10 protein-coding genes are annotated in these 16,706 nt (G+C 46.2%); 4 read left to right on the top strand and 6 right to left on the bottom strand.

Going from position 1 to position 16,706, the window contains the following annotated elements:
• Nucleotides 1–6: 6 nt before the first annotated feature.
• The 5 genes from BLV62_RS01895 to BLV62_RS01875 form a co-directional block, all read right to left on the bottom strand.
• Nucleotides 7–2,556, bottom strand: coding sequence for a TonB-dependent receptor (locus BLV62_RS01895; RefSeq protein ID WP_089758092.1), 2,550 nt, complete (start codon nucleotides 2,554–2,556; stop codon nucleotides 7–9).
• A gap of 98 nt (nucleotides 2,557–2,654) precedes the next feature.
• Nucleotides 2,655–3,362 (bottom strand): LytR/AlgR family response regulator transcription factor, encoded by a 708-nt coding sequence (locus BLV62_RS01890; RefSeq protein WP_089758090.1) that lies wholly within the window; start codon nucleotides 3,360–3,362, stop codon nucleotides 2,655–2,657.
• A 3-nt stretch (nucleotides 3,363–3,365) separates the two neighbouring features.
• A complete protein-coding gene (locus BLV62_RS01885; RefSeq protein WP_089758088.1) occupies nucleotides 3,366–4,406 on the bottom strand; it encodes a sensor histidine kinase in 1,041 nt (346 codons plus the stop codon).
• 72 nt (nucleotides 4,407–4,478) lie between these two features.
• Nucleotides 4,479–5,795, bottom strand: coding sequence for an ABC1 kinase family protein (locus BLV62_RS01880; protein WP_089758085.1), 1,317 nt, complete (start codon nucleotides 5,793–5,795; stop codon nucleotides 4,479–4,481).
• Nucleotides 5,796–5,800: 5 nt separating this feature from the next.
• Nucleotides 5,801–6,427 (bottom strand): TetR/AcrR family transcriptional regulator, encoded by a 627-nt coding sequence (locus BLV62_RS01875; protein WP_089758083.1) that lies wholly within the window; start codon nucleotides 6,425–6,427, stop codon nucleotides 5,801–5,803.
• A gap of 433 nt (nucleotides 6,428–6,860) precedes the next feature.
• On the opposite strand from BLV62_RS01875, the gene BLV62_RS01870 reads away from it, so the two are divergent.
• Entirely contained in the window at nucleotides 6,861–8,261 is a 1,401-nt protein-coding gene (locus tag BLV62_RS01870) for an RtcB family protein (RefSeq protein WP_089758081.1), read from the top strand.
• A gap of 4 nt (nucleotides 8,262–8,265) precedes the next feature.
• Nucleotides 8,266–8,880 carry a peptide chain release factor H gene (gene prfH, locus BLV62_RS01865; RefSeq protein WP_089758078.1) on the top strand — a complete coding sequence of 205 codons (615 nt, stop codon included), beginning with the start codon at nucleotides 8,266–8,268 and terminating at the stop codon, nucleotides 8,878–8,880.
• Here the strand turns inward: prfH and BLV62_RS01860 are convergent.
• Complete coding sequence (locus BLV62_RS01860) at nucleotides 8,864–11,386, bottom strand: Kelch repeat-containing protein (RefSeq protein ID WP_089758076.1); 2,523 nt, start codon at nucleotides 11,384–11,386, stop codon at nucleotides 8,864–8,866. The two genes, prfH and BLV62_RS01860, sit on opposite strands and share 17 nt — an antisense overlap.
• 277 nt (nucleotides 11,387–11,663) lie before the next feature.
• Here BLV62_RS01860 and BLV62_RS01855 point away from each other — a divergent pair, with 277 nt between their 5' ends.
• Both BLV62_RS01855 and BLV62_RS01850 read left to right on the top strand, forming a co-directional pair.
• Complete coding sequence (locus tag BLV62_RS01855; protein WP_089758074.1) at nucleotides 11,664–14,861, top strand: SusC/RagA family TonB-linked outer membrane protein; 3,198 nt, start codon at nucleotides 11,664–11,666, stop codon at nucleotides 14,859–14,861.
• Between the two features lie 15 nt (nucleotides 14,862–14,876).
• Nucleotides 14,877–16,691, top strand: a complete 1,815-nt coding sequence (locus BLV62_RS01850; RefSeq protein ID WP_089758072.1) for a RagB/SusD family nutrient uptake outer membrane protein — start codon at nucleotides 14,877–14,879, stop codon at nucleotides 16,689–16,691.
• Nucleotides 16,692–16,706: the final 15 nt, after the last annotated feature.

Below are 16,706 nucleotides of genomic sequence, written 5' to 3'. Positions count from 1 at the left end.
AACTTCTTATTGTATAACTTCCTGCATGCCCTGCATACCCGCTCCCATATTCTTTCTCTTGAATAATGTAGCATCTATCTTTCCAAAGCGGTAAGCAAAGTTCAGGCGGATCATCTGCGGGTCGCGCAACCTGTTATAATATTGCGTGAAGTAGGCGCTTTCTGAATACTGATCAGACCTGCGGCTCCTGAAAATATCGTTGAAGCTCAAAGTAACTGAAGCAGCGTTGTTTTTCAGGAAACTCTTCTTAATTGCGGCATCTATACCATAGAAGCTGGCAATATAACCCTGTGATGCATTCTGCGACTGCTGCATCGGCGGGCCATCCTGGCGGCCTTTATTGTCGTTTACCGGCAGGTTGGTCTTAGACTGGTAAGTACCTGTCAGCTGTATTTCAAAGTTCAGCGGCAATTTGAATGAACTGTTCACTTTACCGAACCAGCTCCACAACGCATCCTGCGAGAGGCTGAAATTATCTGTATTGATCTTTGAATTGTAGATGTTGACGTTTGTAGATAAAGTCCACCATGGCGTCAGTGTATTCATTGATGTTAACTCGGCGCCGGCAGAGTAGCTGGAGTTAGCATTGATGTAAGTGTTCACCAGGATCTCGCTTCCGTTCACCGGGTCTTTTTCCTTGGTGAGGAAACGGGTGATCAGGTTGTTGGTATGCCTGTAATATACCGATGCAAGGAAAGTATTGTTACCCTTAAACGTTTTCAAATAAGATAACTCGGCCGACTGGGTAAATTCAGGGATCAGGCCGGGGTTACCTTTCGTGATGTTCAACTTATCGGTAGAATCGGTGAACGGTATCAGCTGGAAGAAGTTAGGACGATTGATCCTGCGGGTTACGCTTACCTGCAATTCCTGGTCATGTTTCAGTTTCTGGCTCAGGAAGATGGAAGGGAATAAGCTTACCGGGTAACTATTCTTGAAATGCTGCCCGTTGTTTAACAGGTCTCCGGTATAATTGGAGCTTTCCGCCCTTACGCCTACTTTATAGCCAAAGTTGCCTATAGTATTGGATACGCTGGCGTAAGCAGCATAAACGTTATCAGTATTCTTGTAATTATTGGAAGCAGCAGGCAACAATACATATTCGTTCTTGTCGTAGTCGAAATTGTAGTTGTTGAAGATGCTTTTCGTATTCCTGATAGCAGCCCTTAAACCGGTTTCCAGTTTCAGTTTTCCTTTAAACGGTTTTACATAGTCTGTCTGGATGGTGATGAAGCTCATTTTACCATTACCCAGGATCTGTTGAAGATCGCTGCCGATGATGCTGGATCCTGTGCCATACCTGTCTGTCTGGTAATTGGAGTTGTTATTGCTTTTACCGCCGAAGTAGTTGAAATCAGCAGTCAGTTCTTCTCCTTCTTTCGGGAACAGGTGCTTCATACCTAAAACCAGTCCATTGGCGTTAAAGGTATTTCTCATTTCGGAGTTCCGCTGGCTGAAAGAACGGATAGGAGAAGCTTTGCCAAGCGTATCGGTGTTGATGTCGATGGTTTCGCTCGGGTTCATCTTCCCATGTACTTTAATACCGGCAATGGAAAGCGTGGTACGGTTGGTTACAAACCAGTCGAGTCCCAGCTTGCCGAATACGAAGCCTCCGTCGGTACGGTTGCTGTTAAGCTGGTTGATGAAAGTAGGAGGAGTGTCGGCAAAGTTATTTCTCTCGGTAGTACCGTTAGTGCGGCTTTTCATCTGGTTGCCCATAGCGCTGGCGCTGATGTTCAGTTTGCCCTGGCGTACGTTGAAATCGCCGCCTCCGTTAAGGGCGCCGCGTTTGTCAACACCTGCGCGCAGGTTGCCATTGTAACCGGTTTTGCGGTTCTTTTTCAGAACAAGGTTCAGGATACCTGCGCTACCGCCGCTGGCGTCGTACTTGGCCGACGGGTTCGTGATCACTTCCACGCTTTCGATCGCGTCGGCAGGGATCTGTTCCAGTGTGAGGGTAGTAGGACGTCCGTCAATGTAGAGCTGCGGAGTACTGTTACGCAGACTGACATTCCCGTCTATATCCACGTTTACAGAAGGTACGTTTTTCATTACATCGAGGGCTGTACCGCCTGCGCTAACTATGTTCTTTTCTACGTTGAATACTTTTTTGTCTACATCCATCTGCATAACCGGCTTGGTGGATGTAACGGTAACTCCTGTTAACTGGGTAGTGCTTACAGTCAGTTTGAGGTTACCTAAGTCTTTGTCGAATGGGGGAAAGCTAACCGTCTGTTCATAGGTTTTATAACCTGTTGCGGTAATGCGCAGCTTCATCGGTCCGCGCGCTACTACGTCTTCCAGGCTAAACTCGCCGTTGCCTTTCGTAAGGGCGCCTTTTACCAGTTTTTCTTTCATTTTTTTGGTAGCGGAGTCCATTTGATTGGCGAGTACTATTACAGAAGCGTAGCCTACAGGTTTACCATCAGGGTCAACAACTTTCCCATAAAGATGTCCGGCCATTCCCATCGGCATACGTCCACCCATTTGAGGGGCCTGGGCGCCTGCACTGAAGGTCAGCAGAACAAGGGCAATAAATAATGCGATTTTTTGCATGGTAGATAAAAATTCAGATCGCGCAAAATTATATCTACCGGTTGAAATAATTATAAGAAATGAGATAAGAGGTAAAAATGTTGCTACGAAAAACAGGGTTAGAGGTTTGTTTTACCTGTAATGGCGTAAACGCTATCCCTATACGTATCGCCTACCGGCAACTCAATGGTATCCAGGAAGATGCTGTTTTTCCTGATAGCGGTGATGGCGGCAATAGCCACGATATAGGATTTATGTATGCGGATAAATTTTCCCGGTTGCAACTGTTCTTCCAGGCTTTTAAAACTGATGCGTGTTATAACAGGTTTCGGATTATTACGCAGATGTATGCGTACATAATCTTTCAGTCCTTCTATCCACAAAATATCAGCAAACACGATTTTTTGCAGGCTGTAATCCACGTTTACAAAAAAGAAATCAGGATGCGTGGCAGACGGTTTATGGTTATTTTTTAACTGGTATAACTCCCTGGCTTTATTACAGGCTTTGAAGAAGCGTTCCAGGGAAACCGGTTTCACCAGGTAATCGGTAACGTCCAGGTTAAACCCTTCCAGCGCATATTTTTCGTATGCCGTAATAAGGATCACCAAAGGCTTATGCGCCAGCGATTGCAGGAATTGCAACCCTGTAAGCCCCGGCATTTGTATATCAAGGAAAATGAGGTCCACTTCCTGCTGCTGCAGGATGGCGATGGCTTCGAACGCATTGCTGCATTTGCCTACCAGTTGCAGGTAAGGCACCATGCTGATATTGTCTTCCAGCAGGTCTAATGCCAGTGGTTCATCATCAATTGCGATACATTTCATGCGTTAATGCAGGTTTAGTTGCAGGGATACGATAAAACAGCCATCCTGCCGGTTGATCTGTAACAAATGTTCATTCCCGTACAGGAGATTGAGGCGGCGTTTTACATTGTTCAGGCCTATGCCGCTGGTTTTATCCTTTATTTCACCGGAAGTTTCATCGTATTTATTGCGTACAGAAAAAAACAGCATTTTGTCACGGGTTTTTAATTCTATATCGATAGCGGCATTCATTATCATTCCTGTACCATGCTTGAATGCATTTTCCACGAAAGGGATCAGTAACATCGGTTCTATCTCGAAATTATCGTTACCTGCATTTAAAGACACATTGATCTGCACATTTTTCCCGAAACGTTGCTGCTGAAGATCGATATAACTCTGAAGGTATTCAATTTCCCTGTGCAAAGGTACTTTTTCTTCATCAGCTTCATAAAGCATGTAACGCATGAGGGAAGAAAGCTTGATCAGCGACGGTTCCAGCAGGTCGGAGCGCTTCCGGGCCAGCGATACCATGTTATTCAGAACGTTGAACATAAAGTGAGGACTTACCTGGGAACGGAGTAAAGAAAGCTCCGTTTTCAGGTTCTCATTTTCCCTGGCGGAGTTCTGCCGTTCCTGCACGACTTTATCGTCGATCATTTTATAGGCTGTACTGGCAGATAATATAGAGATAAAGATGAAAAATTCGAAGAGGATAATAGGTTTTATATCGATCTCATGCGGTTTCAGCGCCAGTTTCTCAAAACCATAGCGGGAAAGGCACATAAATGCCAGTATACCCAGCACGAACGCCAGGAATTTAGCGATCTTTTTTTTATAGACGTACCGGGGCACCAGCACCCAGGCATTGAAATAAAAGAATATGATCAGGAAGATGAAGGCGCAATAGACATATATTTCCCAGAGATGTTTTTCGTCTACCCGGTTATGCTCTCCATGATCTGTGGATGGCTTCAATAAATAGGGAAGGGAGAATAATATCAGCCAGGCCAGTGCATGCCTGGCAAATATCACCCATTTTTGCTGGTACCACTCTTTTTTCATGGCCGCGAATTTAGCGGTTTGAAGGCGCTAAATCCAGCAAGTTGCGACCAAAGGGGATAAAACGGCGACTAATTACCGCTGCAACTGTGCAATCCGGGCCGGATCTGTAATAATATTGGCTTTCAGATCGCTCAGGATAGAATATAGCCCGAAATAGGTCCGGTTGATGTATAAACTATGCCTGGACCCCCTGGCCACTTTCGATTCCCTGATCTCCTTCATATTATAAAGTTCGTCCATGTAGGCGTAGATCTCGTTGAAATACGCTTCATTTCCGAAATCGAAGGCCGGCAAGGTGAACGGAAGGGTGAGCAGGTCTATCATATGCTGGAATAACCCTGAGAAGAACTCGATCTCTTTAGGCGTATCCGTAGGATGGATCATTTCCAGGTTGGTATAGATCTCATGCCGGCGCTGCTCATCTTTCAGTATTTCTTTGTCTATCAGGCAGAAGTAATTGGTATAAAAGTCACCGGGTATTTCTTTCACACAGCCGAAATCAAAGATGCCGATTGTGCCATCGGGGCGCATGAGGAAATTGCCCGGATGGGGGTCTGCATGCACCTGTTTCAGCGTATGTACCTGGAACTGGTAGAAATCCCATAGCGCCTGGCCGATACTGTTGCGTACTTCCTGGGATGGATTGGTTTGCAGGAACTCTTTCAGGTGAGCGCCATGCAGCCAGTCCATGGTAATGATGCGGTCAGACGACCATTCGGGGTAGTAAGTAGGAAATACCAGGTTAGGAATATGCGCACAGGCGTCGGAAAGGTCCATAGACCGGCGGAGTTCCAGCTTATAATCCGTTTCTTCCAGCAGTTTGCTTTCTATTTCCTCGAAGTATTTATCCATATCCACTTCGTTCATCCCCACAATCCGGATGGCGAAAGGTTTTACTATCCGGAGATCTGATTTTACGCTGTTGGCAACGCCGGGGTACTGGATCTTTACAGCCAGTTCTTTCCCGTTTTTCACCGCTTTATGTACCTGCCCGATAGAAGCGGCGTTGGAGGCTTTCATATCGAAACTGTCGTACAACTGTGCCGGAGTTTTACCGAGGGTTTTTACAAAGGTATTCACCACGAGCGGCCCGCTTAATGGCGGTGCGCTGTATTGCGACATGGCAAATTTCTCTGTATATGCTTTGGGCAACATGCCTTTGTCCATGCTTAACATCTGGGCCACCTTCAGGGCGCTGCCTTTCAGACTGCTCAACGTATCATAGATATCGGCTGCATTATCCTGGTGCAAGCTTTCCTTTGTAGTAGAAGGATCAATGAGTTTGCGGGTGTAATGCTTGATATAATTTGTTCCTACTTTCAGACCTGTTGTTACAAATCTTCCTGCTCTTTCTACCTTGGAAGTAGGAATATTGGATTGCTCTTTCATGCGCACTATTTCCTTGTAAAAATGAATTTTCCAAAATCTATCAAACTGTCAATAGTGTTTGATTTGATCAGTTGGAAGCTGAGGTTGACCGCTTTTTCTATAGCGGCATCTGTCATTTCAAAACCAACGCTGGTATCATCCAGCCAGTATTTCAGTACAAAGAGGGCCTGCAGCCAGAATCCATGTACATATTGGTCGGAAATGTATTTTCTTTCTTTGATCTCGTTTTTGGTATATCCTTCTTTTATCAGCGTTCTCACGTATTCGTTGAATGCTTTGTGGAAGGTTTCCAGTTTGTTCCTGTAGAGGTCGGGCAACCTGAACTGTTTGCGTTGCAACAGCAGGTAACTGCGGTCGGCCTTCATATTCTGCACCCAGAGGAAGTAAAAGGCCAGCAGTTTTTCCTGTGAATTGTAATGCTGGTAGGTTTCGTCGGCCTTCAGCTGATCCAGTGTTTGCTCGAAGATGGCCAGGTAAATATCCTTTTCTACTGCTTCCAGGGAGGCATAAACATCATAAAAACTGGTTTCCGGGATGTCCAGGATCTTGCATAAAGCATATACAGAAACCGGGGCCTGGCCGTTTTCTAACCAGTAAGTTTTATAGGCATTGCGGATCAATTGCTTATCCATGAGTAAAGTTTTTGTTGTTGATAAAAACGGGTTACGCGTAGTGGGCTTCCCAAAGGTACATCAACCCGTTTATTTAACAGACGAATAACTAAAGCAGAAATTGTTAAAATATCTGGCTCGATAATGTCATTAAAAAAAGTGTTAAGAAAAAAGAATATCTGGAATATATCATATAACTTTGCCGCCGCATTCCTTATTCTATCACTTTTAAAATTCAAGGAATCATGACAGAACAACTTCACATATCACCTCTTGCGTTTATTGCCTAATCAGGCAACAGCCCATTTCATAATTTAATACGATGACCCCGGCTGCCTGATACAGGCACTTCTATGCGCATTCCTGTGGTTTTTCCACAGCAGACCTTTATTGTCGGTTAAGCTATAACCGATGCAGATATCTCATGTCCTGAAAGGACGAATACATCCATTATATGGGCCAGTTAAAAACAAAAGAACTTAGTAAAATAGGTTATACAAATGACCAGGCCAGGAGCCTCGTCATCAATATATTTTCAAAACATTTTAAACATCAGTCGAAAGACGAGGTCATTCACCTGTTAAAGCAGATAAAAGAAGATCCTCACGCTTTTGCGGCCGATCCTGTTGTTGGCGCTATCGCTAAAACATTCCTGGATGAACCGCTCGACTGCAATTTTCAGTCTTTCAGTTTGCTTGAAACAACCGGGCAACTGAAAATTTACGGCGGCAAAGACATAGAGCATAGCGCCAAAGTACAGATGGAAACAGCGATGTCGTTGCCGGTAACGGTACAGGGAGCGCTCATGCCCGACGCGCATACAGGGTACGGATTGCCTATAGGCGGCGTACTGGCTACAAACAATGCCGTGATACCCTATGCAGTAGGCGTAGATATAGGTTGCCGCATGGCGCTTTCGATCATCGATGAAGGAGAGAGTTTCCTGAAACGGTTCGGGTACCAGGTAAAAGTGGCATTGAAAGACTGTACGCATTTCGGTATGACAGGCGGATTAGAAATAACGCAGGAACATGAAGTACTGGACAGCGCCGCCTTCAACGCCACTCCTTTGCTCCGGCAGTTGCAAAGAAAAGCAGCCGTCCAGTTGGGCAGTTCAGGAACCGGCAACCACTTCGTGGAATTTGGGCTCATCACCCTGCAGGAAGGAAATAGTCTTGGCATCCCTGCCCGGCAGTACCTGGCGCTGTTGTCGCATTCCGGCAGCCGCGGATTAGGCGCCGCTATCGCGCAACATTACACGAAAATAGCGATGGATACCTGCAAGCTGCCTAAATCGGCGCAACAACTGGCATGGCTGGATCTAAATTCTGAGGCTGGCCAGGAATACTGGCTCTCCATGAACCTGGCAGGCGACTATGCGAAAGCATGTCATGACCGCATTCATATTAACCTGCTTCGTGCATTGGGTTTGCGCCCGCTGGCCAAAGTTGAGAACCATCACAACTTCGCCTGGGACGAACAGTTGCCGGACGGCCGGCAGGTGATCGTTCACCGCAAAGGCGCTACGCCCGCGCATAAAGGCGAACTGGGAATTATTCCCGGCAGTATGACTACACCCGCTTACCTGGTAAGTGGCGCCGGTGTTGCCGCTTCTCTTTTCTCTGCGTCTCATGGCGCCGGGAGAAGTATGAGCCGGAAAAAGGCAAAGGAGAATATGACTGTTTCCGCTTTGAAGAAAATGCTGGCAGATGCCGGCGTTACCCTGATAGGAGGAAGCGTGGAAGAGAACCCGCTGGCCTACAAGGACATTGAAACGGTGATCGCCGCCCAGCAGGAACTGGTCAACATCGAGGGCCGCTTTCTTCCAAAGATTGTAAGAATGTATAAAGAGTAGACAGATGAAACAAGTGATCATACAGATAACCTCCGGAAGAGGGCCAATAGAATGTTCCAGGGTTGTGGCCAGGTTGCAGGAAAAGATAATGGCAGATGCAAAAAAGAAAGGGATCAGTATACAGGTGATCTCCAGCGAAAAAGGAGACCTGAACGGTACTTTGCTCTCTTCTCTTTTATTGGCGGAAGCCGAAGATCCTGATGCCTTCCTGCGGCAGTGGCAGGGCACTGTTCAGTGGATTGCCCAAAGTCCTTACAGGAAATTCTGCAAGCGCAAGAACTGGTTTGCAGGTATCAGCGCCACTGATGTTCAGGCTTCCAGGCAATGGCAGGAAAAGGACGTGGTGTTTGAAACCTGCAGGTCTTCAGGCCCCGGCGGACAACATGTGAACAAAACAGAAACCGCCGTGAGGGGAATTCATAAACCAACAGGTTTGCAGGTAGTAGCATCCGACAGCCGTTCTCAATGGCAGAACAAACAGCTATGCCTGCAACGCCTGAAAGAAAAATTCGTTATGGCCCAGTCGCAGCTCCTGGTTGCACAGCAACAGGAACAATGGCAGGAACACAATGTATTGAAAAGAGGCGAAGCGGTAATGGTTATCAGGGAACCGCTATAGCCTGATCTATCATTTCACTGTAAGGCTTATCAAAAGATTCACCATAGAGATTTTGGTAAGCCTTGGTGAAATCGGTATATATTTTTTTAGCAGAAGCATGTTGCTTCATGTTTATTAACGCCTTGCATTTATAGTAGATGGCTTCTTCACAAAGCGGGTCAGACAATAATACCGCGTTGCAGATGGATACAATGTCATCTGGCAATGAAGCGCTTTTTTCCAGTTGCTGCAATAACGCCTGTATTGAATCCGACGCAATAGTAGCTTTAAACTTATCCAACCACTCATATTCTGTTTCCGGCAAAAATCCTCCTTTGTTCAGGATTGCAGCCATGCGGATCGGATCGTTGCATTCGAGGAAGTTCTTCAGGTCTGTTGGTATGGTCTCCGGGTCGAGTTGCAATATCCAACGGTCATTTTCTTTACAGAGAGAATAATTTCCAACCCTGTCCAGCAAACTTTTCAGTTTTACAAAATTAACGCTCCGGTTATTCTTGGCGTCTTTGGCTGCGCGGCCTGGCCATAACAGCTCGTTGATCCGCTCGGAAGAAATGCCGCCTTTTCCCATTTCGGTATGCAGATAGAGCAACAGGAATAATTCTTTCAGCAGCGGGGTAAACGATCTTGAAATATCATTACCCTCTGCATCCAACACTGTAAAAGGTCCGAATAGATTAATAGCTGTTGCAATAGCCGGTGTGCCTTTGGCCGGTGAATCAGCCGCTCGTTCTTCTTTCGGTTCGGGGGGAACAGGCGCCGGTACTGGAATTGCGGCAGCGGATCTCCTGTTCCTGAACCAGCTTATCGTTGTGAATACAAGAAATAGTCCGAATCCTATGCTGATGCACCAGATCAGCCGGATGATATAAGGCGGAAGTAACGGCATGGATACAGGAACCGCCAGGCCATACGGAGAAAATAATATCGTATATATTTTAACGGTAGTGCCGGCTGTTTTGGTGTCGGTGAATAAAGTAACTGCTACCAGTTTATCATTCTGCGGGCAATAGAATAAATAGGCGGATGACTGGATATCATAAAACCTGTACGGAATACTGGCGGCTACTTTTTTGTAAACAGGATGACGCAGCGAACCCCGGATCAGTTGAAGCGATGATTTCATCCTGTCGTTAGGAAAAGTGAGCGCGTAATATTCTTCCTTATCCGTATTTATTACAAGGTTGTTGGCGAAAACAAATGTTTCTTCCGGTTCAGGAAGCTGGTAGATCTTTTTGAAAGTCCTGCGTTTTACATCAAATACCAGCAGGTCGTACAGCGCATGGGGGTTCAGAAGCTGATCGCCTGTTAAACTGCCATATCCGCCAATGATAAACGCGGAGTCGCCTGCTTTATTGGTGCCGGTGGCAGAGAGGTATCTTGGCGTAAAAAAATCTCCCGCCGTTCCTATCTTTTCCCATTGCCCTGAACGTGGTGAAAATCTCTGCACTTCATTTTTGTAATTGAAATCTCCATATCCGCCCAATGTGTAGATGGCGCTATCGAACGGGGAGTAGAACATGCTGGCATGCCAGTAAGTAGTTACTGCACCCTGGCTGAACGAACGGGACCAGCTTTTGTTGCTGGTGTCGTAGGTACTGGCCAGTTGCTGATCGGGGAATATATGTAGAAGTTGTTGCTGTCCTGGTTCATAAAATGCCCTGATACCGGGAGGCATGTTATGTGCTGTTTGAAGTGCTGTAGCAGTGATCTTATGATGGAAAGGAGAGAACTGGTAGATTGAATCTGTACTTGTTACGAAAACGATTTCGTTAGACTGGTCCAGGGTTACAGCGGCTTGTCCTTTGATCACTACCGAATCTTCCATGCGCCATTGCTTGGATGCCGGTTGTATCCAGACAGGATTTTTTACGGCGGCGGTTTGCCTGGCGATAACATCATGTGCATAATTGCCCTGCAATTCATTTAAGGGCCAGTGATGCTTCAGGTTCCCCTGTTTGAATACCTGTATATCTTTCAGGCGCATAGGCGGAAGATCGAATGTTTTCCGGCCTTTCCGCGAATTAACGCCAAAGGAGATATCTACTTCCCTGCAATTAATAACAGGGTTGGTAACAGTACCTATTAACCTGTTATTAACCGTCACGGAAACACTATGTTGTAACAGGTTAAAGTCTAACACAATATTATTCCACCGGTGGTAAAGCGAATTGCTGTTTATTTTGAATGAGATGCCGGAGAAGCAATTGCCGGTGACCAGGTCAAATGCCCGTGTATGCATATTATATATAAGATCTATATTCTGCTGTTTATCATCCAGCAACCTGACAATATAGCCGAAATTGGATTTAAAGAAGGGTAGAAAAGAAACGTCGAAGGATAAACGGAATGAATTTTTGACAGGTAAAGGTTTTGCAGGAAAGAGATCGAGGGAGGTCCGATCTTCCTGTGAAATATTTTTACTGGCAAATTCCAATCCATATATCTCCTGTGCCCACAGCGGGTTTGCAGATAGTAAAATTAACAGCAATGCAGCATATCTTAGCATAAGCTTCCTCTCGATTCCGTATAACTTTTTCAATTGTTCAAAATAAATGGCGGGTACTTCCGGCTTTCAACAACGTGGCAAATTACAGTCTTAACGATTTAAATTCGGTCGTTATAAAGTTATCTTTATTTTAAGAAATAATGAAGCATCCTTCAGAAATATTTTTTTCAATCTTATTCACCTGTTAATCTTCAATTAATCCGCCTGTTAATCTTCCATTTGTTTATTGCCGGGAGTTTATTCATTTCATTATTCCTGACTAAAACAAACTATCGCCATGAAAAGATGGTTACACACTTTACTGTTGCTGGGCATTGTTGTACAAGGCGCGGCACAGTCGCACACCGTTAACGGAAAGGTTAGCGACGAACACGGGCAGCCTTTGCCAGGTGTTTCGGTAAAGATCCGGGGAACATCTTCCGGAACCAGTACAGATACAAAGGGAAATTTTACGCTTAATGCAGGAGCTAACGACTGGTTAATTTTTAGTTTTATCGGTTTTAAGAACGACACAGTAGCTGTTGGCAACCGTACCAGTTTCCAGGTGATATTAAAAGATAATGTGACCAGCCTGAACGACCTCGTAGTGGTAGGTTATGGTACGCAGAAAAAAGTAAACTTAACCGGCGCCGTTAGCCAGGTAACCGGGAAAGTGCTCGAAAACAGGCCTTTGCCCAACCTCAGCCAGGGCCTGCAAGGCGTGATCCCTAACCTCAACCTCATTCCCGGCGATGGCAAACCTATTTCTTCACCTGCCTATAATGTAAGAGGTGTAACATCTATTGGCCAGGGAGGTAATGCCCTGATCCTCATCGATGGAGTAGAAGGCGATCCTTCTATGCTGAACCCTTCCGACGTTGCCAGCGTGAGCGTGCTGAAAGACGCTTCCTCCGCTGCTATCTACGGTGCAAGGGCGGCGTTTGGCGTGGTGTTGATCACTACCAAAACACCAACAAAAGACAGGACATCCATCAGCGTTTCTTCCAATTATTCATCCAAGTCGCCCACCACTGTGCCAAACATGGTTTCTAACGGCTATGAATATGTTAAGAATTTCTATGAAGCATGGACAGCCTGGAACGATTATTCACAGAATCCTACCAACATCAATAAAACACAACCTTTCAGCCTCGATTACCTGAATGCGATGAAAGCGCATAACGATGATCCGAGCCTGCCTAAAACAGAATTGATCAACGGCAACTACGTGTATTATGGAAATACCGATTGGTACGACCTCTTATATAAAAAACACCTGGGAGCTACGGATCAGAACATCTCCGTGTCCGGCAGCAGCGGCAAAGCCAGTTACTACGTAACAGGCAGGTATTACGGCCAGGGAGGTCTATTCCGTTATAACAGCGACGATTACAGGATGTATAACCTCCGCGCTAAAGGTAATATCCAGTTATTCCCATTCTTACAGGTATATAATAATACAGAATTCAGCAGCCGCGATTACCATAACCCGCTGAACACCGGCGAGGGTGGCGGCATCTGGAGGAACCTGGCAGATGAGGGGCACCCTTCTTCCATGCTGTTCAACCCCGATGGAACGCTTACCCAATCGGCAGCCTATACGGTGGGCGACTTTGTATACGGCAAGAACGGGTTTGATTTCAACAGGAGATTATTCAGAAATACCACCGGTTTTATTGCGAATATCTATAAAGACCAGGTAAGACTGAAAGGCGACTTCACCGTACAAAACACCAACGACAATAACAGGAGGATCAGGGTGCCGGTTCCTTACAGTCCTGCCCCGGGTGTTACCAATTACGTGGGAGCTGCAACCAACGATCTTCAGCGCGTAGCAAATACAACATTATATACGGCTACCAATATTTATGCTGAATATGAGAGGAACCTGGAAGGAGGGCACTACTTCAAGATACTGGGAGGTTTGAACTACGAGATGTCAACTTTCAAAGGCTTTTCCACAACCCGCAACGGGCTGGTATACCCGGATGCAAAAGACCTGAGCCTGGCCCTGGGATCTAACGTCACTACCGATGGCGGTTACGACAGATGGGCGGTGATGGGAGAATTCTTCCGCCTGAACTATTCTTTTAAAGATCGTTACCTGCTGGAAGTGAACGGCCGTTACGACGGGTCTTCCAAATTCCCTTCCAACCAACGTTATGCATTCTTCCCTTCTGTATCCGCAGGTTGGAGAGTGAATAAAGAAGCCTTCTGGAAAATGTCGCCAAATGCGATCTCCGACCTGAAGATCCGCGGTTCTTACGGTTCGCTGGGTAACGGGAACATCGAGTCTTATGCGTACCAGGAAAAACTAAAGATCTCGCAGAGCGGCCGCGTTATCAACGGGGCTAAGAACCAGCAAACCGGCCAACCGGTGGTATTGCCCGACGGACTAACCTGGGAAACCGCTACCACTGCCGATATAGGCCTGGACCTCGCAGCGCTGAACGATCGCATCACGTTTACGGGAGATTATTACAACCGTGTTACCAAGAACATGTTCACCGTAGGCCAGACCCTTCCTGCCATCTTCGGTACCGATGTTCCTAAAGGAAACTACGCGGACCTGAAAACCAACGGATGGGAGATCTCCCTCGGCTGGAAAGACAAGTTTAACGTCGCTTCCAAACCCTTAAACTATAACGTAACAGTAACACTGGCGGATGCCCGTACCACTATCACGAAGTATAACAACACCAACAACAAGCTGACCGACTGGTATGCAGGTCAACGCTATGGCCAGATCTGGGGTTATGTAAACGACGGATACTGGACTAAAGACAACGTAGCCTATGCCTCCAAAATGCAGTCGTTGTTCAAAGCATCCAATAGCGGTCAATGGTTGCCGGGCGACATCAAGTTCAAAGATCTGAACGGCGACAGCGTGATCAACAAGGGAGCCAATACCCTGGCAGATCATGGCGACCTGGCCATCATCGGCGACAGCGCCCAGCACTATACTTTCGGCATCTCCCTGAACGCCGACTGGAACAATTTCTTTGTAGGAGTATTCTTCCAGGGAGTGATGAAACAGGACTGGTGGCCTGGCAGTGAATCGGATGTATTCTGGGGACAGTACAACAGGCCTTATAACTATATGCCACAATCACAGGTTGGAAAGATCTGGTCAGAAGACAATCCCGACGCCTATTTCCCGAGATACCGCGGTTATACAGCACAGAACGGCGCCGGTGTACTGAACCCGCCTCAATCCAAATATTTACAGAACGCTGCATATATCCGCCTGCGTAATGTGCAGATAGGTTACAATATTCCTAAATCATGGATTTCAAGAGCTAAGATCAACGCAGCCAGGGTGTATGTTTCAGCAGAGAACATCTGGTCATGGTCGCCAATGTACCGTATTACCAGGGATCTCGATCCGGAAAGCATCCGCAGGTCAGATACCATTACAGATAGCGGCAACTCGGGTAACGGTAACAACTACCCGATCCTGAAAAGCTGGAACGTTGGATTGAACATCACCCTCTGATAAATCATATTAGTCATGAAAGTATTCAAATTGAAACAATATATTTCCCGGAACTGGGTGGCAGGAATAGCATTACTGTCTGTGTTCTTCACCAGTTGCACCAAGAACCTTGATCAAACTCCTCAGTCCACTGCTACCAAAGATGCGATCTTCGGAACAGTAGACGGTTTGAAATTATATTCCTACTCTTTTTATGATGGATTGCCGGGAATCGGCGACCCGTTCAGAACCGACGGGCTGGCGGATTATGCAGTTATCAACTCGGTGAATGACTTTATCCGCGTGAATGGATATAACTCCCGGACCGCTACAGGATGGGATTGGAAAGTACTGCGCAATATCAATTACTTTATCGCTAATAATAATGATCCAAAGGTGCCTGAAGCTACGCGCAACAATTACCAGGCGCTGGCCCGCTTCTTCCGTGCGTATTTCTATTTTGAAAAAGTAAAAAGATACGGAGATGTACCCTGGGTTGGAAAACCATTGGGGATTAATGATGAAGAGTTGTATAAGAAACAAACTCCCCGTACGCAGGTAATGGATTCTATCATCGCAGACCTGAACTATGCAACGGCCAACCTGCAGATGACAACAGATGCAACTGCCAGCCAGGTTACAAAGTACGTGGCGTACGGTTTACTGGCAAGAGTATGTTTGTTTGAAGGAACATTCAGGAAGTACCAGAAATCGTACAACCTGCAGGCGGGCGCCGACAGCATGTTAAGAAATGCGGCGGCTGCGGCTAAAGCAGTAATGGACAGCAAAGTGTTTTCGTTGAACCAGAACGGAGGAACATCCGCATCTTACCGCCAGTTATTCATCAGTCCCAAGCCTGTTACCTCGGAGGTAATGCTGGCCTGTGTTGCAGATCCGAGCCTGGGCGCGCTGAACGATGCCAACTGGTGGTATACCAGTACTACGTATGGTTTGAGGTTAAGTTTCTCCAGGACTTTTGTAAACACTTACCTGAACATCGACGGAACGCCGTTTACAAATACAGACAGGTACGATACCCTGCCGTTTGTAAAGGAAACACAGAACCGTGATCTGCGTTTAAAACAAACTATCCGTACGCCCGGCTATACCCGTATCAATAATGGTAAAACAGTAGCGCCATCATCTACCTTTACCTATTCATATACCGGTTATATGCCTATTAAATGGACGCTGGACGACGTGGTATACGATGGCGGCGGTACCAATAATAATTCCATCTGCTTAATGAGATATGCAGAAATTTTGCTTATCTATGCAGAAGCAAAAGCGGAACTGAACGATCTTTCAGATGCCGACTGGAGTAATACCATTGGCGCTTTACGCTCCCGCGCCGGTATTACAGGCGGTCTTACAGCCAAGCCAACCGTATTGGATACCTACATGCATGATAAATATTTCCCGGATATTACTGACCCGGTGATCATGGAGATCAGGAGAGAAAGAGGTATTGAGCTGGCGCTGGAAGGTCATCGTTTCACTGATCTGATCAGATGGAAACACGGAGAGTTAATGCTGCAGTCATGGAACGGTATTTACGTGCCCGCATTGGATGTACCAATGGATCTGACAGGAGACGGCGTGCCGGATGTATGCTTCTATTATAATCTGCCTGCCAACCAGATCCCTGGCGTAACTTATGTGAACGTGAATCCTAAGTTGGGTAATTCGGTGAATCCTCAGCAACTTTCACACGGCACTTACGGAGAAGTGAAATGGTTGGATAATGTGCAGAGAGAATGGGGAGATTACAAATACCTGTACCCGATCCCGTACAACGAAATGCAGTTAAATCCGAATCTTGTTCAGAACAAAGGTTGGGAAAACAAATAACCAATAATGATAGAG

Source organism: Chitinophaga terrae (ex Kim and Jung 2007), assembly GCF_900107795.1.
Classification (GTDB): domain Bacteria; phylum Bacteroidota; class Bacteroidia; order Chitinophagales; family Chitinophagaceae; genus Chitinophaga; species Chitinophaga terrae.
Note: the sequence above shows the minus strand (reverse complement) of the source record. Positions and strands in the feature narration are given on the sequence as shown.